At 33.5% G+C, this 19,962-nt stretch carries 22 protein-coding genes and 2 pseudogenes; 8 read left to right on the top strand and 16 right to left on the bottom strand.

Annotated features, from left to right (window positions below; translation table 11 throughout):
- Nucleotides 1-106 precede the first annotated feature (106 nt).
- The 3 genes from BAQ49_RS12700 to BAQ49_RS12695 form a co-directional block, all read right to left on the bottom strand.
- The gene (locus tag BAQ49_RS12700) at nt 107-421 is read right to left on the bottom strand and encodes a heterocycloanthracin/sonorensin family bacteriocin (RefSeq protein ID WP_071745607.1); all 315 of its coding nucleotides are present in this window, start codon (nt 419-421) and stop codon (nt 107-109) included.
- Between the two features lie 391 nt (nt 422-812).
- A complete protein-coding gene (locus tag BAQ49_RS32915) occupies nt 813-956 on the bottom strand; it encodes a hypothetical protein (protein ID WP_165616043.1) in 144 nt (47 codons plus the stop codon).
- A gap of 491 nt (nt 957-1,447) precedes the next feature.
- Nucleotides 1,448-1,738 carry an ArpU family phage packaging/lysis transcriptional regulator gene (locus BAQ49_RS12695; protein WP_244159095.1) on the bottom strand — a complete coding sequence of 97 codons (291 nt, stop codon included), beginning with the start codon at nt 1,736-1,738 and terminating at the stop codon, nt 1,448-1,450.
- 518 nt (nt 1,739-2,256) lie between these two features.
- Between BAQ49_RS12695 and BAQ49_RS12685 the strand changes: the two are divergent.
- Nucleotides 2,257-4,020: pseudogene (locus tag BAQ49_RS12685) on the top strand (collagen-like repeat preface domain-containing protein).
- A gap of 362 nt (nt 4,021-4,382) precedes the next feature.
- On the opposite strand, the gene BAQ49_RS12680 reads toward BAQ49_RS12685, so the two are convergent.
- The 4 genes from BAQ49_RS12680 to BAQ49_RS12660 all read right to left on the bottom strand — a co-directional run bounded on the left by BAQ49_RS12680 (nt 4,383) and on the right by BAQ49_RS12660 (nt 7,737).
- Nucleotides 4,383-4,634, bottom strand: coding sequence for a DUF3947 family protein (locus BAQ49_RS12680; RefSeq protein ID WP_002136277.1), 252 nt, complete (start codon nt 4,632-4,634; stop codon nt 4,383-4,385).
- A gap of 1,145 nt (nt 4,635-5,779) precedes the next feature.
- The gene (locus BAQ49_RS12670; protein WP_071745605.1) at nt 5,780-6,094 is read right to left on the bottom strand and encodes a hypothetical protein; all 315 of its coding nucleotides are present in this window, start codon (nt 6,092-6,094) and stop codon (nt 5,780-5,782) included.
- A 201-nt stretch (nt 6,095-6,295) separates the two neighbouring features.
- Nucleotides 6,296-6,559, bottom strand: a complete 264-nt coding sequence (locus tag BAQ49_RS12665; RefSeq protein ID WP_071745604.1) for a hypothetical protein — start codon at nt 6,557-6,559, stop codon at nt 6,296-6,298.
- 53 nt (nt 6,560-6,612) lie between these two features.
- Complete coding sequence (locus tag BAQ49_RS12660; RefSeq protein WP_071745603.1) at nt 6,613-7,737, bottom strand: C45 family autoproteolytic acyltransferase/hydrolase; 1,125 nt, start codon at nt 7,735-7,737, stop codon at nt 6,613-6,615.
- A gap of 251 nt (nt 7,738-7,988) precedes the next feature.
- Here BAQ49_RS12660 and BAQ49_RS33895 point away from each other — a divergent pair, with 251 nt between their 5' ends.
- Nucleotides 7,989-8,114 (top strand): hypothetical protein, encoded by a 126-nt coding sequence (locus BAQ49_RS33895; RefSeq protein WP_279626803.1) that lies wholly within the window; start codon nt 7,989-7,991, stop codon nt 8,112-8,114.
- A gap of 15 nt (nt 8,115-8,129) precedes the next feature.
- Complete coding sequence (locus BAQ49_RS12655; protein WP_071745602.1) at nt 8,130-8,561, top strand: hypothetical protein; 432 nt, start codon at nt 8,130-8,132, stop codon at nt 8,559-8,561.
- A gap of 122 nt (nt 8,562-8,683) precedes the next feature.
- Here BAQ49_RS12655 and BAQ49_RS12650 read toward each other — a convergent pair whose 3' ends face one another.
- Nucleotides 8,684-9,727: an aspartate-semialdehyde dehydrogenase gene (locus BAQ49_RS12650; protein WP_071745601.1), complete on the bottom strand. Its 1,044-nt coding sequence runs from the start codon at nt 9,725-9,727 to the stop codon at nt 8,684-8,686.
- 129 nt (nt 9,728-9,856) lie between these two features.
- On the opposite strand from BAQ49_RS12650, the gene BAQ49_RS12645 reads away from it, so the two are divergent.
- The gene (locus tag BAQ49_RS12645; RefSeq protein WP_071745600.1) at nt 9,857-10,729 is read left to right on the top strand and encodes a LysR family transcriptional regulator; all 873 of its coding nucleotides are present in this window, start codon (nt 9,857-9,859) and stop codon (nt 10,727-10,729) included.
- A 17-nt stretch (nt 10,730-10,746) separates the two neighbouring features.
- Here BAQ49_RS12645 and BAQ49_RS12640 read toward each other — a convergent pair whose 3' ends face one another.
- From BAQ49_RS12640 to BAQ49_RS12625, 4 genes are all read right to left on the bottom strand, one after another.
- Nucleotides 10,747-11,943, bottom strand: a complete 1,197-nt coding sequence (locus tag BAQ49_RS12640; protein WP_071745599.1) for an MFS transporter — start codon at nt 11,941-11,943, stop codon at nt 10,747-10,749.
- A gap of 141 nt (nt 11,944-12,084) precedes the next feature.
- On the bottom strand, nt 12,085-12,501 hold the full coding sequence (locus BAQ49_RS12635) for a MarR family winged helix-turn-helix transcriptional regulator (RefSeq protein WP_071745598.1): 417 nt from the start codon (nt 12,499-12,501) through the stop codon (nt 12,085-12,087).
- A gap of 122 nt (nt 12,502-12,623) precedes the next feature.
- A complete protein-coding gene (locus BAQ49_RS12630) occupies nt 12,624-13,229 on the bottom strand; it encodes a PRK06770 family protein (protein WP_071745597.1) in 606 nt (201 codons plus the stop codon).
- A gap of 102 nt (nt 13,230-13,331) precedes the next feature.
- Nucleotides 13,332-14,105, bottom strand: a complete 774-nt coding sequence (locus BAQ49_RS12625; protein ID WP_071745596.1) for a Cof-type HAD-IIB family hydrolase — start codon at nt 14,103-14,105, stop codon at nt 13,332-13,334.
- 385 nt (nt 14,106-14,490) lie between these two features.
- On the opposite strand from BAQ49_RS12625, the pseudogene BAQ49_RS34110 reads away from it, so the two are divergent.
- Nucleotides 14,491-14,670, top strand: a pseudogene (locus BAQ49_RS34110) (arginase family protein); the annotation flags it as partial.
- A 36-nt stretch (nt 14,671-14,706) separates the two neighbouring features.
- Here the strand turns inward: BAQ49_RS34110 and BAQ49_RS12615 are convergent.
- Entirely contained in the window at nt 14,707-15,366 is a 660-nt protein-coding gene (locus tag BAQ49_RS12615; RefSeq protein ID WP_116733452.1) for a DEAD/DEAH box helicase family protein, read from the bottom strand.
- On the bottom strand, nt 15,366-16,262 hold the full coding sequence (locus BAQ49_RS12610) for a CPBP family intramembrane glutamic endopeptidase (protein WP_071745595.1): 897 nt from the start codon (nt 16,260-16,262) through the stop codon (nt 15,366-15,368). The genes BAQ49_RS12615 and BAQ49_RS12610 overlap by 1 nt, the downstream gene beginning before the upstream one ends.
- Before the next feature lie 384 nt (nt 16,263-16,646).
- On the opposite strand from BAQ49_RS12610, the gene cspD reads away from it, so the two are divergent.
- A complete protein-coding gene (gene cspD, locus BAQ49_RS12605; protein WP_002012849.1) occupies nt 16,647-16,850 on the top strand; it encodes a cold-shock protein CspD in 204 nt (67 codons plus the stop codon).
- An 86-nt stretch (nt 16,851-16,936) separates the two neighbouring features.
- Nucleotides 16,937-17,122, top strand: coding sequence for a cold-shock protein (locus BAQ49_RS12600; RefSeq protein WP_000286203.1), 186 nt, complete (start codon nt 16,937-16,939; stop codon nt 17,120-17,122).
- 41 nt (nt 17,123-17,163) lie between these two features.
- Here the strand turns inward: BAQ49_RS12600 and BAQ49_RS12595 are convergent, their stop codons facing one another.
- Nucleotides 17,164-17,715 (bottom strand): GNAT family N-acetyltransferase, encoded by a 552-nt coding sequence (locus BAQ49_RS12595; RefSeq protein ID WP_071745594.1) that lies wholly within the window; start codon nt 17,713-17,715, stop codon nt 17,164-17,166.
- Nucleotides 17,716-17,946: 231 nt separating this feature from the next.
- Here BAQ49_RS12595 and BAQ49_RS12590 point away from each other — a divergent pair, with 231 nt between their 5' ends.
- Nucleotides 17,947-18,495: a hypothetical protein gene (locus BAQ49_RS12590; RefSeq protein ID WP_071745593.1), complete on the top strand. Its 549-nt coding sequence runs from the start codon at nt 17,947-17,949 to the stop codon at nt 18,493-18,495.
- A gap of 65 nt (nt 18,496-18,560) precedes the next feature.
- On the opposite strand, the gene BAQ49_RS12585 is transcribed toward BAQ49_RS12590, so the two are convergent.
- A complete protein-coding gene (locus BAQ49_RS12585) occupies nt 18,561-19,961 on the bottom strand; it encodes a protoporphyrinogen oxidase (RefSeq protein WP_071745592.1) in 1,401 nt (466 codons plus the stop codon).
- Nucleotide 19,962: the final 1 nt, after the last annotated feature.

Here is a 19,962-nt window from a genome sequence, read left to right as displayed (position 1 = left end):
GCCATAAAAAATACTCCCCTTAGATAAACAGATTTTTATTTTTTATCTGTCTACCTAATGGGGAGCATATCATCTTTTTTCAAAATGGATTCCTTTTTGTCTCTTATCAATATTCAAATGTTACGGTAGTACCATTAAAACCATCAAAACAATTAGAGCAATTAGAGCAATTAGAGCAACCACCACAACCAAAACAACTAAAGCAGCCGAAGCAACCAAAACAACGGAATCCACCACAACGACCACCGCCACAACCGCCACAACGACCACAACCACCACAGCGACCACAACCGCCACAGCGACGAGCATCATCTGTAATATAGTAATATGGATATTGGTTTTGCTGGTCCCAATACACAATATTTCCAGACTGATAATCATTAAGGCTTAACGCTTGCAGTTCTTGTTGAAACTTATTCATTTTCATGACCTCCGTTTATAAACTACAACCCCATCGATGCTTTCCTATATTTCTGTTCGTTAAATCTAAGTAGAAATAGCGCTATAAAGTGAAACCTTAATCAGTGGGGAGTGTTCATCCCCCACTGATTATTAGCCCGCACCAGTTGGGCGTTTACGGGCAGCAGGGCTTCCACCTAACTTCTTTGCTCCAGTCGAATTTTGAGGTGGGAGTTTTACTGCCCACAAATAGCGGGATAAACTAAGTTCAATACGTACACCAACAAAATATGACCTATCACTAGATGATGTACCTTGTTCATATGCCTATTTTTAGGTTATTTTTACTATGGGCTCATTTTTATAAAGTGAAACTTTAATCAGTGGGGGTTTTGTTCATCTCCCCCGGATTATTAGCCTTCACCAATCGGACGTTTACGGGCAGCAGGGCTTCCACCTAACTTCTTTGCTCCAGTCGAATTTTGAGGTGGGAATTTTACTGCCCACAAATAGCCGGATAAATGGAAATTATAAAATGTGAATTTAAACAATAACATTTAGATTTATGTCATCATTTTCTAGTTCTATAGTCGTATATTCCATAATTTTGTTTGATCATCTTCGTATTTCCAATATGCACTCCCATCTTTATTTTTCTTCGCTTCAATATCTGCTGTATCAGAGCTAATTTTATAAGTATTTATAATTAGTGATTTCTGCTAAGAAAAGTCTATTTTTATGAATGGCAAATCAGTGATATTTTTTGTCTATTCCGCATACGTGTTAGCACTTTTTTATATTTCTTCTATTGTATACACCTTCATAATTTCAATATATTTTCCCTTACCACATGGACATGGTTGCTCTCTTCTATATGATTCTTCCCAGCTCATTTAAACACACCTCTTTAACTACTTAATTTATATTATTATATAAAAAAGCCCTGCCACAAGGCAGAGCGAGTAAGATGGATTACACGTATCATATAACAATTTATATCAGTAACACAAAAGATCATAATTTCATCTTCACTAAAATAAAACCACGTTCATATAATCCCTAAAGCAGTAGCTATCAAACGGATAGCTATTTTTTTATTCTCATAAAAACTATCACGCCTCATCATCAATTCATTATAAACATAGGAATCTTTGACTTTCTCACTCCCAAAATACTTCAACTCAATTATCTGACGTTGATCATTATCAAGAGCATATTTCAATGTCCGTTCAATTTGTTTAAAACGTATCTCATGATTCTTATCGTCACCTTTCATTTTAGGAAAAAGAACGATGCTCCCGCTTGAGCCTGTTCTTCTTGATTTTTCATCCGAACGCACAATGCTTTGTAGTTTTTCAGCTCCTTCACCACAAGTCTTCGCATCTCTTTTCCATCGATGTCTTCAGAAAATGACAATCGATTCATACGATACGGTTCCCCTCCGTTCGATCTACTTACTTATAAAAGGATTATTTTATTAAGTTTTATTTCCACTAAACAATCCAGTATCTTAAATGTATTAAGATACTGGAAAAAATTCAAATCAGATGCCCGTTATATGGAATGCGAGTCATATTAATAAAATCATATGTCATAATATCTTCTATTCCTATGATTACAACATCCTATTAGTAACTAAGTATTGATTATATGTACTATAAAAATATCTTCATTTTATTTATATATATGATTACATGTAAAATAAGATCATCTTTACTTTATTGACATATACTTTGAAGGAAGAAACATTTCTGAACATTTCATATTAAACATATACCCATAAATACTTTAAACTCAGTTGCTAATATAAATTATCAAGACATATCTAACATTTAAAATTTTTTAGAGGAGTTATTTATGAGACATAATAATAAGTCAAATTCACCAAATTCGTGTGATAAGTTTCAGCTCCCCTGCTTTATTTCTGTATCCCCTTGTAATCAAAGTAATTGTTGTACACCTGTTTTTTCTCAAATTCTCAACAACAAGAATTATTGCAAATAATAAACCAATTAAACCAAGCTATCCTTTCTTTCTTCACAACACCAAATCCTACAACTAGACAAATACTCCAAACAGCATTACAGGCATTAAATGATTTATTAATAGCAGTACAACCAAATACACCAAATAGAAATTTAGTTTTACGAACTATAAACCAATTAATCAATTCCTTACCTACTGCAACTCTCACTCAAATCTCAGCATTATTCCAATTTCTATTCCAAAACTTGTCTTCGCTTATTAGTTGTTCAAATATATCGGACCCCTTGTTACAGCAGACATTTAGCTTAATTTTACAAGGAGTCTTGAATAGTTCACTATTAAACATTACTGGAACGACGGGGCCTGAAGGGCCTGCAGGACCTACTGGACCTCAAGGTGTGCAAGGTATTCAAGGCATTCAAGGACCACCAGGACCTACTGGTTCAGGGACAGGAACAGGAGTTCCCGGGCCACCAGGACCTACTGGACCTCAAGGCGTGCAAGGCATTCAAGGGCCTGAAGGGCCTGAAGGACCTCAAGGCGTGCAGGGCATTCAAGGCACTGAAGGGCATTCAAGGCACTGAAGGGCCTGAAGGACCTACTGGACCTCAAGGCGTGCAAAGTATTCAAGGGCCTGAAGGACCACCGGGAGATTGTGATTGCCCACCGGGGCCAACTGGACCGACGGGACCTACTGGGCCGACGGGGCCGACGGGACCTGGATGTAATTTCCTTGTTTATGCTACCAACGCAGGAGCCATTGATGACCCTTCAGATGATACAGTATCTGTAATTAACACCGGAACAAATACAGTTGTCGCTACAATTACTGTAGATAATGCACCTCTTGAAGTAACAGTTTCGCCAAATGGGACTCGTGCTTATGTTACTAATATTTTCTCTAATACCGTTTCCGTTATTGATACTGCTACCAATACAGTCATCGCTACCATTCCTGTTGGAAGTAATCCAATCGGTGTAGCTGTTTCTCCAAATAACACAACTGTTTATGTTGGAAATCATGGTAATAATACTGTTTCTGTTATTAATGCTGCTACAAATACAGTTGTTGATACTATTTCTGTCGGTAACGCTCCACAAGGGATCACTGTTTCTCCGAATGGGGCCTTTGCATATGTTGCAAATGAATTAAGTAACACAATTTCTGTTATTAATACTGCTCTCAATACAGTTAGTGCTACCATTCCTGTCGGCATTCGTCCAAGGATAATCGTCTTCACACTAGACGGGACTCGTGCTTATGTCACAAATCAAAACAGCAATACTGTTTCTGTTATTAACACCGCTACCAATTCCGTTATTGATACCATTAGCGTAGGTACCGAACCTGTTGGTATAGCTATTACACCGGACGGAGCTCGTATTTACGTTGTAAATAAAGTAAGTAATAATGTATCTGTAATAAGTACGTTGACAAACACCGTCATCGATACCATTCCGGTTGCACTATCACCAGACCAAGTGACTATCATACCAGATGGCACTCGCGCCTATGTTACAAACCAAGCTAGTAATACTGTTTCTGTCATCAATACTGCTACAAATACGGTTATTGATACGGTCCCAGTAGGTGTTGCTCCAACTGGTATAGCAACTGGATTTATTTGCGAATAATATAAAGAACAGAGAGACACTAATCATATTTCTCTGTTCTTCCATTAATTCCAATCATATCCGAGCAGTTAGCTTTTGCTAGCTGCTTTTTTTACAAATAATAATTAATTTATCCAAGAGCATTTCAAAATATTTTCGTATGATATGGTGTATTCCTTTCTTTTGAGTGAATGATCTCGTCATGAGAGCACTTTATTAAGTGCTCTTTTCGTGTTTCAAATACATAAAAAATAAAATTTTTATATTAATCTTAATTACACATTTAATTGAATATTAATTCATCAGATACGAATCATTTCTTATAAGGGCGCTCTGTACTTGCGCCCTTATATAAATACTCAAATTTATTCCCCCGCATATTTTTATAAATTGTATACAGTTCCATATGGAATTGTTGAAACAGAAATTCCGTATGGTGTAATATGATGCATTGGATAATAATACTCCATAGATGAATAGTACGGTTGTATGCCTTGCTGTATTTGTTGCATTTGCTGCTGTGCTTGTAACGCTTGTTGAACAGCTTGAATTGTACTTTGTGCTCCGCTATACGTAATACCCGCCGTACCATACGGACGCATTCTATCTCGAGTATCAAAATATGAATAAAACATTAGTATTCAACTCACTTCCATATAAGTTATTACAAAGTATATTATGAGTATTAATTTCAGTGAGTGTTAAAAACTAGTCCACTAGCTTTTATTCAAATAGCGTTTTTGTTCAACTGCCTTCTTTTAATCCCCACGCCTTATCAAAATATAATCTTATATATCTTTCAACTTATTATGATGCAAGTGTCTACACTAAATTGTTAGACAAGCATAAAATAAATTGAGTCTAATAATAAAGGAAAAATAAATATGCAAAACCGTTACATGCTTACAGTCAAACTCACCTCATTTAACGGGACAACGCTGACTGGCATTACTATAGAAGGATTCACGTTGACAGCGAACGTCACGTTAAGAACAACCTATCATCAAGCAATTCTCAATCGCTTTCCCCATCAGGACCCAGTTCGCCCCCTAGTCGTGAACTATAACGTAGCCGTCGAGTCTGGCAGAAGATCTGCTATCTTGAATGCCGTGACGCAACTCACGAATGCTGGGGTAAGCACGCAGGTCCGTCTGGATTCCTGCAACAATACCGTGGCATCCTTCCGTCCCGTTCCCTCAATAATATAAGTCAGATACCCGTCACAATAGGATAACGACTGTGACGGGTACGAAGCTGTTCGAGTGAATAGCTTCGTACCCATCCCATTTCCCTTCACTCCTTAAATATTTTTTCAAAACCAATACATACTATTCTCAAGCCGCCGTACCCACGGCTAATACTTCTTTCTTTTTTTACAGCAGAAGCAGGTAGATACGTCACTTATCTGCTTTCTCTGTATATTTTTTAAAATATCGAAAAGACTACCTACAAGCTGTTTGAACTAGCAGCTTCACTCTTCTTGTAATGGGAAAGCAATTTATCACAATTAGCTAACTCATTCGACTCACTGGCAGACAACCAAAATTGTTGTCTGCTTTTTGTATGGAATTTTTCATTTTGCATATACTACTTTTGAGCCTGTTTACCAATGCAAACCATTTTGGTGTTTTGAATTCCGACTAAGCTTTTTTGTTGCATAGATTATTACATCTTTGACAACACTGGTTAAAAGCACGTTTTCTGGTTATTCGTAGTTCTAGTCCAGAATAATTTTTCTCCTATAAAGGACAGTAGGTACGACTGCTCGTCCTTTTTTTACTTATATCGCATACTCTCCCTTTTGACAGCTATGGACCACATTGCCCTCTTCATCGAAGTAAGCAATTTCCCAATAAGGGTGGCAGTTGTACGCTTCTATTTCCCCATCGAACAAAACGAAAAAATTAGTCTTCCATTTTCCAACAATCGTACCCCACTTGCCAGCTACATTTACTCGCATACCCATGTAAGCAAAATGTAGATTTCGGTGGTTCTCCATTTTCTTGAAAGCTTTTTCCGCGCTGTACATCTGCTTGATGTCAAAAACACCTTCGTTCTCGCACTTTACAAACTTCATGAATTCTGTCATCGGCATTTGATATCTCTTTAACTTTAAGAGTATATCCTCATGTCTTACCCAATATGCAAGAAGATGCAGCGAAAGCATTCGCGAAGAGTATATTTTGATATGTATTTACAAAATGTTTGCAAACACATATCGAAATGCTCAAAAGTATTGATTTAAAGGCATCTATAGCTCATTGAAATAAAACATTACATATAAACTCATATAATTTTAGTGCACCTTTTTTGAGATTGGAATATATTTTGTAAAATACGCCCCCACTAGCAACAATACTATTGAGACTAGCCAAGTAAAAATACCGCCAAAATGAAGCCAATATGCAAACAAATTTAAGATTGCAATTAAAAAGCAACAAATAGAAGTTAATGAACTTTTTAATCCTTTTATCCCTGCTTTTTTTCTTTTTTGATAAGTTATATACATCGAAACGACTAAAAAAAAGATAAAAACAATTGCTAACATAACTTGTAGCAAAGTCAATCCCTCCTATCTATTTCCACCCCTTAATTTTACCATTTTATTCCTTTTTAATCTTTAGGAATCCATTCATTTTTGTCTTCTCTCCAAAAATCAGTATATTTACTATTTTTAAAGTTCACATTCACCTCAGAAAACGGAAGGCTTTCTCCAACTCTCAATGAGTACCACTCGTTCAAAAGTGGCGACCCGAAGCAAATATTCAATGTACGATCCTTTAAATCAAATAATACAGAATGCAAAGTCCCGAACCACTCTTCATAATTATGTACTGTTAGCCCTTTTGGATATTCACATTCTACCAAACTTTTTAAAGAATCTTTGCTAATTTGTTCACCTTGATTTAAATAGTCTTGTAATATTTGATATCTCTTAGTAGACTGTTCTAGCCTTCTATTATTTAACTTTTTAATGGATGAACTAACCGCATGATTCGTAGATACAATAAAAGCATGATTATTATCTTCAATTGTTGTTATGGATTTATGCCCGTCAAATATTTCAATATGTGCTGCATTTAAAGGATCAGCTACAATAATATTAATATTACTTGCAATTGGCATTTCGTCTATTAGTGACTTAGCCTCCTGTACATTTTTGCATTTCTCCAATAATACTCGAATTACCGCAAAACATTGTAAACCACTTACCATTGGCTTTCTTAAACCTTCAATATTCCCTACTGGTTGCCCACATGCTGAAAATGTAACAGATAATCCATGCTCGTTAACTCCTTCTGTTCGGCCAAAATATTGAGTAGAAAAGCCACTATGTGTATACGCACCTTCAACATGCGTCGAGCAAAAACGCATATCATCTATTTTTGGTGATAAATCATAATTTCTTAATACATACGTATGCTCTGAATCCGTCTTTTGTGGTAATACTGCACAATGACTACAACCTGCCTTTAATAGCGTTTGATAATAATACATCATATTTCTAGACGGAATTTTTAACACTTCGCAAAACCCTTCAATTTCTTCATTAATTCCTGAACAATATTGATTTAATACATTTCTAGATTCTGTCCAGTGGTTATCTGATATAAAATTTTCTTGCTGTATAAATTGTGGAATGAGATACGGATGTTTCTTTACGAATTCTCCTTGTCGCTTACCAATTTCATAATAATTTCCTTTTAGTGACGAAAAATACCCCTTTATTTGATACACCTTAAATTCCCCCTCACATTGAATATATCCATATCATACCGAAATCCTTTTGTTCATTCTTGATGTTTTCCGCTCTTTTCCACTTACATTAACAATCCTTTTTTCTTTTCAATCAGGTCAGTTAATAACTATTTGATACCTACTCAAAACATTGTAAAAATTACTATAAGAACAAACGGTCGGAAAATTATTAGGATGAGTACAGTATTTCGGAACTAGTTAAAATAATATCAAATGGAATAAACTCTACATTGAACCTGTTTATTGGCGTTCAACTGATTATGAAAATGCGAAAACTTGTATTTCAAATGGATGCAAATGGCCATATTGTTCAGTTAATGAAAGAATATTTTTTAATCATCCATTTATTATGTTAAGAGAGGAAAGTACTTATGAGTAAAAGCAAACCCGTTGACGAATTAACCATTGAAGACTTAAAACAAAACCCAATATGGGAATGGGCAATAGATGAAGAGGAATACGAAGAGTGCGATGAAACGTGGGTAAAACCAGTTGAAACTATTAATTTCACAGAAGAATTAAACGGTTCAATAGTACTGGGCGAATTAATAATACATAATGATGAGAAATTCCCTATGATGTGTAGTATTGATATTGAAAATAACGCGGTCTTAATTAGTTCCGTTGTTTTTTATAACCAAAAAGAAAATGAGTATATTGCTATAGAAGATGTAGTAAAAAAGGTTGAGATGCCAATCTCAATTAATATTTATCTCACAATTAATGGAGAGCCTAGATTTTTAAAATTCTCTGCAAATAAAATTGATATCTATAAAAACACTATAAAAACTAACTTAAATTAAATTAAATTAAATTAAATTCAAATTGAAGATAGGAGAATACTCATTAAGTAAAAAATGGGAAACCATTATAATTAACGGTTTCCCATATATTCTCCTATTTTCAATGTTTATATAAATTTATACTAAATAATCCCCTTTTCCACCAATGTCTCTGCAATTTGAACTGAGTTCCAAGCCGCACCTTTTAATAAATTATCAGAAACAATCCAAAGATGGAATCCTTTTGGCATATCCGGATCTTTGCGTATTCTACCTACAAATGTATCTCTTTTACCCTCTGCATATAGTGGCGTTGGATAAATTTGTTCACTAGGATTATCTTGTAAAATAACACCTGGTGCATTCAGTAGTACTTCTTTAATTTCTGCAACGGTAGCTTCTTTTTCAAGTTCAATATAAACCGATTCAGAATGCCCCGATACAACTGGAACTCTAACGCAAGTAGCTGCCATTTTCAGATTTGGATCTTCTAAAATTTTCTTCGTCTCTTGAATCATCTTTACTTCTTCGAATGTGAAATCGTTGTCTGTAAATATATCCACTTGCGGCAATACATTAAATGCAATTGGATAATGTTTTTTATCTTTTTTCGCTGGTAATATAGTACTCTTCACTTCTTCACCTGTAAGCATTGACTTAGCCTGTTCTTTTAATTCATGAATCGCATGAATTCCTGAACCTGATACGGCTTGATACGTTGAAACAATAATTCGTTCTAAACCAAATGATTTTCGAATTGGCTGAAGTGCTGTTACCATCTGTAGTGCTGAGCAATTCGGAACTGCAATGATCCCTTTATGTTTCCTTAAAGTATGTGCATTTACTTCTGGAACGACGAGTGGTACATCGTGTGCCATTCTGTATTCACTTGTGTTGTCAATTACGATTGCACCACTAGAAACTGCATGATTTACATATTGTCTAGAAACTTCTCCTCCAGCACTAAAAAATGCAATGTCTACACCTTCAAAACTAGTTGATTTTGCCTCTTGTATTTTAATCTCCCTTCCTTTAAATTTTACTGCCTTACCAGCAGATCGTTTTGACGAGAGTAATGTAATTTCTTCTATATTAAATTTCGTTTCTCTATCTAACAATGCAATAATTTTTTGTCCTACTGCACCTGTAGCCCCAACTACAGCTACATGGTAGCTCTTTTCACTCATTTTTTCTCCTCCAATTTCACTTGAATAAATTTCTCCACAACTTAATTTTAAAAGAAATTTAATGATTTGAAAAATTGAAATACATGATATAATCATTCACAAATCATGATAATAAAAGGGGTATCACTTATGGAAATGAGACATGTTAAAACATTTTGTGCCATTGTTAAATATGGCAACTTTTCTAAAGCTGCTCATGCATTAGGTTATGCGCAATCTACTGTGACAGCTCATATTAAATCATTAGAGAGCGATTTAAACATTCCTCTATTCGATCGATTAGGAAAAAAAATACTTCTTACAAAAGCAGGTCATCAATTTCATCCGTACGCATTAGAATTACTTACTATTTATGATAAAGCGCAAGAAATCCCTCAAAACAGTGACCATTTAGAAGGAACATTGACTATTACATCTAATGAATCATTGGCAGTGTATCGGTTACCACAATTATTACGTACTTACAAACAGGAAAATCCGAAAGTAAATATCGTACTTGAGACAAATACCAATGAGCAAGCATTGAAAAAACTACATGAAGGAGAAACCGATGTTATCTTCATAATTGGAGAAAGTATAGAGCATAATGATTTTATTACGTGTAATTTATGTAATGAAACATTTGGATGGATTTTCCCTGCTCATTTCCCTTCAAACACTGATCCACTCTTTTTATTACAAAATACTCAATTTATATTTACTGAACAAAGCTGCGGCTATAGACCAATGGTAGATCGTTTTTTACGTCAAAGTGGGAATATTCCCGCTAAAACATTCGAAACTTCCAATGTTGAAGTCATTAAACAATCTGTGATGTGTGAGTTAGGAATTTCCATTCTCCCTTACATCGTTGTACAGGAAAGTTGTCAAAAAGAGCAACTCTGTTTTCAGCCCATCGAAACTCCAACAGTCATTCAAAGCCATGTAATCTATCATAAATCTAGATGGATATCACCCGTTTTACAATCGTTTCTTACACTATTAAAAAAGACAAAAATATAATAGAGATAGTATTTAACTTATATAGTCATTTTCTTTTTATTAGACGTTTTCTTTTCTTTAACTAAAGCATATACGATTGGAAGAACTAGTAAAATAGCAATTGCACACATAATTCCTAAAGAAGAAAACGACAATCCATTACTTACTGCAAGTGAAGCTGCTCCAGAAGCAATAGTCATCCCAATATACATGGCAGAACTATTTAATGCCATCACAGTCCCTCGCACAGCTGGTTTTAATTCTGAAATTAAAGCCGTTAATGATGCTTGGCCAAATCCAATAAATAAACTCCAAATTATATGTACAGTAATTGCAATTGCTAGATTTTCTATAGAAAGCGAGAATATCATTACACTAATTGAGGCTACAATACTGGCAATGGAAACAACATTCCTCTTTCCTACTTTATCAGCTAACTTTCCACCAAAAATATTTCCAGCCACACTACCAATTCCCGCCAGAAAGATGACAATACCTATCTCGCCAACGGAAAGTCCAAAGTTATTTCCATAATAAACACCTATGTATGAAAACATTCCGTGTAATCCAATTGTCCATAGGAACGTTGCTAATAATGCAAATAAAACTGATACATTTACTAAAACCATTTTTAACGATGCAATCAACGTCTTCGTTATAGAAGCACGCACCTCATCTCTCGGTTTTTCATTTTCTAATAGCTGATTAACTAGTAATGTAATAAATAAAGTTAATAGTCCTATACTATAAAATGTCCACTGCCAATTTCCTACTTCAGATAAAAATGCTCCTATAGGTACTCCGATGACTGTCGAACCTACCATTGCTCCCATAATCGTTCCCATTGCTTTTCCCCTTGACTCATATATAACTTTATCTCCTACTAATGCAAATATACTTGGCATGATCATTGCACCGGATAAACCTGTTAGACCACGAAATAATAAAAGCATTTCAAAATCCCTAGCTATTCCGGTACAAAATGTAGAAATGGAGAAAATAACAAACCCCATTATGATCATACGTTTCCTTCCAACTCTATCAGACATTGGTCCGAATAAAGGTGCAGTTATTCCATAACAAAGTGCATAAATAGTAATTAAAAGTCCTCCACTCCCATCAGGCATACTGATTGTTTCTGTAATAGCTGGTAATAAAGGTGCCACAAGTAATGAATCTAGCCCAACAAAAAAAGCTACAATTGCCAAAATACGTATCATCGACTTTACCTCCATATAAAACTCCCCTTTTATTTCATATATGAAATAACTCTTTATAATTATCCCCCTTCTTTTTTTTATTGCACTAGTTTTTACTTCATATATGAAGTATTTATATAAATAAAAATGTAACAAAGCGTTACATTTTTATTATATTTAACTCAAATGCCTCTTCCACTTTAATAATAAAGCGTCTAAATGCTCTTCTTCTTCTTTCGTAAAACAACCACAGTTCTCTTTTAAAAAATCACTATATTGCACATCTACTTGCTTTTTTGCTTCTTCACCTTTTTTAGTTAAATAAACGAGCGTTTCACGTTGGTCATTGGGGTTCTTCTCTGTCATAACGTAACCATCACGCTTCATCCGTTGAATCATTGTTGTCATATTACTTGGAACACATCCCATGTTTTCAATTAATTTTGACATGGATACTTTCCCAGATTTTGCGAGTACTTGAATTACTCCGAATTGAACATAGCTTATATCATATTGTTCAATTGCTTTATCTAAATTTCTTTGGAGTAAATGATAAACATCACGAATATTTCCGTAAAGCTCTCTGTTATTCATATGTATATTTAAGCCCCTCTAATTTATTTCATATATGAATCATATTCCCATTTATTTCTTGTGTCAATAAAAAACACCTTTGCATTTATACCAACAAAGGTGTTTCAAAATCAATATGTATATTATTTATTAGCTTGCACCTCACCTGCAATTAATTTACTACCTGAATATGTACCTTTTTGTATAAAAACTTGATTAATTAATTCTTTTTGTTCCTTTTCTGACATTACTCCTTTCCCTTCTCCTAAATTCCCACTTTGTAATTTCCAAATCTTGTTGTGGTCCACATCAACCTTTTCATATTTTCCTTGTTTCCATCGTTCTAAAATATCCACATATGTACTTTTTTGTGCAACATCATTACTATTTATAATTTCAAGTAAACTTTCAATACGTTCTTGTGTAATAAAAATATAGCCCCATTTTTGATCAGCTTTTGTTTTTTGATGTGCCATTTCATGTAATGCTGTCTGTATGTTCTCATCTGTCCACTTAAAATTTTTATTAAAACCGCTATTCGGTAATGAATGATTGCCATTTTCCAAAAGCTTTGCATCTTCAGCTTTTACATTACTATCAGCTAGCACTTCTACTGCCGGAGCGGCTGGTGATGCCTTTTTCGCAGCTGGTTTACTATTATTCAGATAATACAGCATACCATATGTTACACCTACCCCGATTACTACCATCCCCACGATAATCCCTAATACTTTAAATAGTGTTTTCATCTCGCCTATTTCCTCCCACATAGCCCTTTTCATAATTTCTATCTATCAAAAACAAATGTAGCATCTCTTTTTTCGCAGCTTGCTGCGATTCATTTTTCCATACTAATTAACATAACTATAACTATTACTTTCCAGAAATGTAGCAACTCCATCCTCATCATTACTTTTGGCAATAAATTTAGCGACAGATTTTAATTCTTCAACAGCATTGTTCATCGCTACGCCAATCCCACACTTCTCTATCATTTCCATATCATTGTAGTCATCTCCAAATGCAATTACTTCTGATACGTCTCGATTTAAGTGCTGTAGAACATGCTGAATGCTATTCCATTTTGAAACATCCGTATGCATAATTTGACACAATGTTCCGTTATCTGTAATGACTGCTTTACACTCATCAGGCAATTCCTTAGTGAACTCCTTATTTATTGAGCCATTAGTACAAACGATTAATTTAGAAGCTTTTTCAAAGTTTAACTTTCTTATATCCATGACTTCACACGGCACATCACCAAAATAATCAGTAACATCAAAATTTGAGTACAGCTTATCATTTATTTCAAGACAAATCTGATGAAGATTATACTTTTTTGCTATTTCTATGATTTCTAAAATATCATTTTTAGAAATCTTCATTTCATATAAAATATCATTACCTTTAAGAACTAAAGCTCCGTTATAACAAATGATAATCTCACTTTTTAACACGTTGGGAATATACTGTTTTATAGCCCTTGGAGGCCTTGCAGTAGCAAAAATCAATTCGTCTCCATTATTTTTACATTCCCTCAAAATATTAATAGATTTCTCTGAAATTGTTTTATCACTTCTTAATAAAGTCCCATCAAGATCTGAAATAATAATCTTTTTCATGCTTACATTTATTCTCCTTTCACAAATAATAACTCGAAACATTGATTATTTGTTGAATCGACTGAGCTTTTGCTGGTAGTTAATCTCTACCTACTTTTTGTCTCAATTCAATTTCAAGTCTCATTTTCATTTATTACATATTTTCTATTCCCTGAATCATATATGCATTTCCTTATATTGTATTTCTTTTCTTTATAAATTGAAAGATTATTCCGTTAAAAAGCACAGTCTTTTTCAAATGCTAACTCCACTCTAAGTATTTCGTTTTAAATTTATAAAAATATATGCTAGCCTAATATTTATAGTAGCTGCATAAATATGAGTTTATTGTATGATGGTTTAGCATCTTCAAACTTTGATGAAACTATCTACACCCTAAAAATGTATTCATTCTCTCACCATGAATAATTCTGTTTATAGTATCGATGTTTGTGATGAACGAACAGTTTATCCTTCTCAACTCTTTCTTCCTAAATATACAAATGCTCTTAAGAAAAATGAAACAGCAAACTTACAAATATTAAAAATAATATATAATACGAACTCACATATTCAATATGTATAAAAAACAACGAGTACCTTATAAGGTACTCGTTGTTTTTTATGCACGATTCTCTTTTAACCACTTCCTAATAGCATCTAACCTCGAAACATCAAAACGTCTCTCTTCACACACATTTAAACTGTTTAAACTTTTCACAATTTCTAATTCATTCGACTTTACACTTTTCGCTTCAATCAATTTACAGTATCCGTCCGTTATGGTATTTAAATTTTCATAATAACGCTGAAACGATTTTGATATATGTAAATGCTTTTCAAAGTTTCTTCTTCTTTTCGTCTCATCAGATTCTTTCCTTTTTCGAAGTTCTTCATCATTCGTGTACAAATAAAAATATTGATCCGGAAAACCAATTTCCATATTTATCATCTTTTCTTTATAAAAGTTTTCTATTAAAGATAATGGCTGATTAAATATATCAAAATGAAAACACCAATTATAACTAAGTGGCTGATAAATATCACCATCAAGTATTACAATTTCATATTGCTGTGATTTCTGCACTGCCATATTCCAGCGCTCCACTTGTTTTTCAAAATACCATGTTTTATGTTCATTTCTAGGTCTTTCAAATAAATCGTTAACTTCTGGAATAATAAATGCACCGTAATTTCTTTCTAATTCTCGACATGTTGTACTCTTACCAACTGCGCTCGCTCCCTCAAACGCTATAATCCCCATATTTTCTCCCTCTTTCATTAGCTAATATCTCTTTGTTTCGACTTTCGCCCCCACAACTGTTTCCATAAAACGATTGAAGCAATTGAAAGCATTATTGTTGTAATGATACTACCTTCAATACCAAATGAGCCTCCATGGAGCACTTCTGATCCATTTGTTACAGGTTTAAATAGTGGTGTTGAATATATCGTCATTCCACTAACTGCAAAACCATAGATGTTATATTGCGCCCAATTCCAAATAGAATGCCACGCGCATATCCCCCAAAGACTACTGTCTTTTAATACGTAAAAAACTGCAAATACACCAACTAATATTATATTCGATATCGAAAGAATTGTAATACCTGGATTCAGTAAATGAAGAAAACCAAATAAAAAAGAAGTCACAACAATCCCAATCCATATACGGCTTCTAACAGAGAGAACTGGGAATAACCAACCTCGTACAACAATTTCTTCAGTTGCCCCTTGTATTAAAAATGCAACTAAAGACCCTACAATACTAAATATAGCTGTCATCGTAATTTCTTGCATTTGTAGTTTTACATTTCCTGTTAATACGAGTGAAATTACTGGTATCGAAATGAAAATAAACCCTATTAATGCACCCCTCAAATACTTTCTCATCCATTCCTCTTTCCAAAAACCAATAGATGAAAATGACCTTTTCTCTACAAATTTAATCCATAAAAACACAAAAAATATAGCCCCGCCAAACGTTAATATCATCTCAATATTGCTATAAATTGCCTTCATAAAGTTTATTTCTGTTTTCGGTAAAAACAGCATAAATAACATAAATAATTCACCTAAAGTCAAGAATATAATAGCAAGTATAACAGCGAAAACAGGATGAACTTTTCTTCTCCCTTCTTTTGCTGCTTCAATTATTTTAAATTTTTTATTTAGCAATATTCTATCCTCCTTATTATTGTGATCATCTGTATTCTTAAAATATATATATCGTTTCCCTTAAACATACTTTTTAATATAAATGATTTCTGTTTGGAATAAATTCAGATTAGGAATAATATATAAATAAAAGAGATGTCTTTGTGCCTTTTACCATTATCACCTAAATAATTTACTGGCTTTACCAGCACTTGCTATTTCACACCATTTGTTGTAAGATAGTAATTAAGGTCAATTTAACAATATATTTTCTTTGCATATTATCAAGTATCAATCAGGACCATTTCGTACTCCTTATGGGTTTTTGATAATATGTGAACTTTTATTTTCATTCAAATAAGGCCGATCATATTGTAATCTTTTTAAATTTTAGGAGGCATTACCATGACATTAACAGGTAAAGTAAAATGGTTTAACAGCGAAAAAGGTTTCGGTTTCATCGAAGTTGCAGACGGTAGCGACGTATTCGTTCACTTCTCAGCTATCACTGGCGACGGCTTCAAATCTCTTGACGAAGGTCAAGAAGTTAGCTTCGAAGTTGAAGACGGTAACCGTGGACCTCAAGCTAAAAACGTTGTAAAGCTATAATTCAAACAATAAAAAGGTTGTTACCAGCTCGGTTAACAACCTTTTTAATATATAACTAAAAATTTTTACATAAAAGGAGTGGTTACATGTATCGCAATCGAAAGAACGATGTAGCAGAAGTACCACCAGAACAAACACCTGTTTGGGAATGTGAATCAGAGGATTGTTTAGGATGGATGAGAAAGAACTTTTCATTTGAAGAAGAGCCTAAATGCCCTTTATGTAAAAGTAGCATGAAAAGTGGAGAACGTTTATTACCTAAGTTAGGTTAATTTTTACATGCCCCTCTTATTTTATTAAGAGGGGCTTTTTATTAATAATGATTCTCCTCTACATCTGTTCGCACAACAGAATACATTAATGCATCGTGTTGTTTATTTCCTTGATGAATGTATCCGCGTAACAGTCCTTCCTTTTGAAAACCTAATTTAGATAACATATTACACGAAGTTATATTTTCAGGATATGTAGTAGCTCCAATTCTAAATAAACCTAAATCTCGAAATCCATAAGTAATAATTTCTCGAGCAGCTTCTGAAGCATAACCATTCCCCCAATAACGAGGATGTAAATCATATCCAATCTCAGATCGTTTACTCCAAAGTTGTAAATTATTTAATCCAATTGTTCCTACTAAAGTATTTGTTTCTTTTAATACAATCCCCCAACGTATCGCCTTTTTCTCAAAGTAATTTTTCGAAAAAGATTCAATCATACGTGAAGCTTGTCCAAACTCAGTAAAAGAATTCATACCGTAATAACACGTTACCTCATCTAATGAGAATATTTCATATATTTTTTGACAATAAGATTGTTCTATTTCAACTAAGCGCAAGCGTTCTGTTTCTAACATAGGAAATGCCATAGGATCACTCCTTTCTCTCTACTCATTTATTATAGCAGAAAAAGTATTTATAATTAGGAAAGTCCTCAATGTCCCACAAATCAAATATTTCTAGCGATGCTTATCCTCTTAATAATATATAACTTCGTTGTATTTATTAATTTACCCTCTAAAAACCAACCCTAATTTATACCGTCTCATGTTAAAATATAGAAAAACAGTAAATACTTCCTACGGAGGTGCTTAAACTTTATGTATATTTTCATTGGTCTATCCCTCTTGCTCATTTTACTCATTTTTTTATTCGCAAAAAAATTTACACCAAACTCATTCATGATGACTAGTTTTAAAGGAAATAGCTTTAAGACGTTTTCAGTTGGTATATTAATCGCTGCCACACTCTCTCTTTCATACGGAATTTATCACGCAGCAACATATCAACCTAGATATTTAGATATTAAATTGCAAAATCAAAATTTTACTGTTTTCGGTAATGTTGGTGAATTTAGTTATTTCTCAGAAGAATTACTAAAAAAAGATGCAGAAGTTGAACTGTATTTTGCCTCTTGGGAAACAATACAATTAAGTAATCCAGAAATAATAGTAGCCTACCCTTCAGGAAAACAGGAAACATGGAAACCTAATATAACAATAATACCTACAAATAAATTACAAGAAGAACATAATATTAAAGAACTTTATCAACTCTCACCGTACTCCTTTAAAGAATCTGGAGAAATAACATTAACTATTAAAAATAATAAAGCTAATTATAAAAAGATTTCAATTAATGTGAAGTAACTACAAATAAAATGTCCCTCCATTATGTTGGAGGGACATTTTATTTACATATGTATTCAATATTATTATTTTGATTGTTCATTCAATGTCGCAATTATTTCATTGGCAGTATTCTTTCCGTTTCCAATACAAGCACCAATTCCGACACCGTAATATGAAGCTCCAGCTAAGTATACATTTGGATAAAGAGCCGTTAATTTTTCATTTAATGATTGCACCGCTTGATTATGTTCCAAATGATATTTCGGCATTAAATCTTTCCAATTTGTAACTTCAATTACTTCTGGTTCACCTTGAATTCCAAGGCTTTTTTCAATATCATATAAAGCTACTCGTACCAATTCCTCTTCACTATAACTTTTGATCGTTTCATATACTGGATTAGTGCTCTTATAAAACATTCTTACTAATAGCTTTTGTTTACCCGATGTATGTTTCCACTTCCTGCTTGTCCATGTGCAAGCATCACAATGTAAATCACTGTTTTCCGTTACGATAAAACCTGTTCCGTCAGCCGGTAGTTGTTCATCTAGTATGTCAAAACCTAAGTAAATACTTATAAGCGATGAATTTTTAAATTTATTAAAATTCTCGTTTAACTCATTAGACTGCAATAAAGTTTGTGCGATATCATGCGGGGCCGCTAAAACGACAGAATCAGCTTGTATTGTCTCATGATTTGCAAAAGAAATCTCATATTGATCACCTTTTTTACTTACAGCAGTCGTTACAACACCTTTTTTAATGACAGTCTCAGTCAGCACTTCTTCTAAGCGATTAATAATCGTAGATAGTCCACTTTTAAATGATACAAATTTTTTATTTCCTGCTGATTGAAATTGTTTTTTATTCTCTTCAAAACCTTTAATAATACTTCCATATTTATTTTTATAATCCACTAAATACGGTAATGTAGATGCCATAGTAAGCTCATTCAATTTGCCAGAATATACACCAGAAAGTACAGGCGCAATTTGTCTTTCCACTAACTCTTTCCCTAAAAAGCTTTCTAAAAATACAGCAAGTGATGTATCCTTTGTAAACTCTTTATTTTTCGTAATAAAATCTTTTAAAGCAATGATTTTCCCTTTTTTTGAGACTAGTGTACTGCTAAATAATGATTCAACACTCATAGGAATCCCAAATATAGTGTCAGCAGGAATTGGATGTAATATGTTATCAGAGTATATGTAAGAAATACCTGTTTCGTTATACACCATTTCATTTTCTAAACTCAAATCTTTTACAAGCGGCAAAACATGTTCATTACGAGCAACGATAGAATCTGCTCCAGATTCCATAATAAAATCATTTTTTTCCACACTGTGGATTTTACCACCTAAATACTCTTCTTTCTCAATAAGGATTAAATTCAAATCTATATTATAATCCTTCGTTAATTTTTCTAAATAAAACATAGTAGAAAGTCCAGTAATACCTCCACCGATGACAACGACTGTTTTCATA

Origin of the sequence: Bacillus proteolyticus, assembly GCF_001884065.1 — a bacterium.
Classification (GTDB): domain Bacteria; phylum Bacillota; class Bacilli; order Bacillales; family Bacillaceae_G; genus Bacillus_A; species Bacillus_A proteolyticus.
The sequence above is the reverse complement of the archived record's forward strand: the minus strand, read 5'-3'. Positions and strand labels throughout refer to the sequence as shown.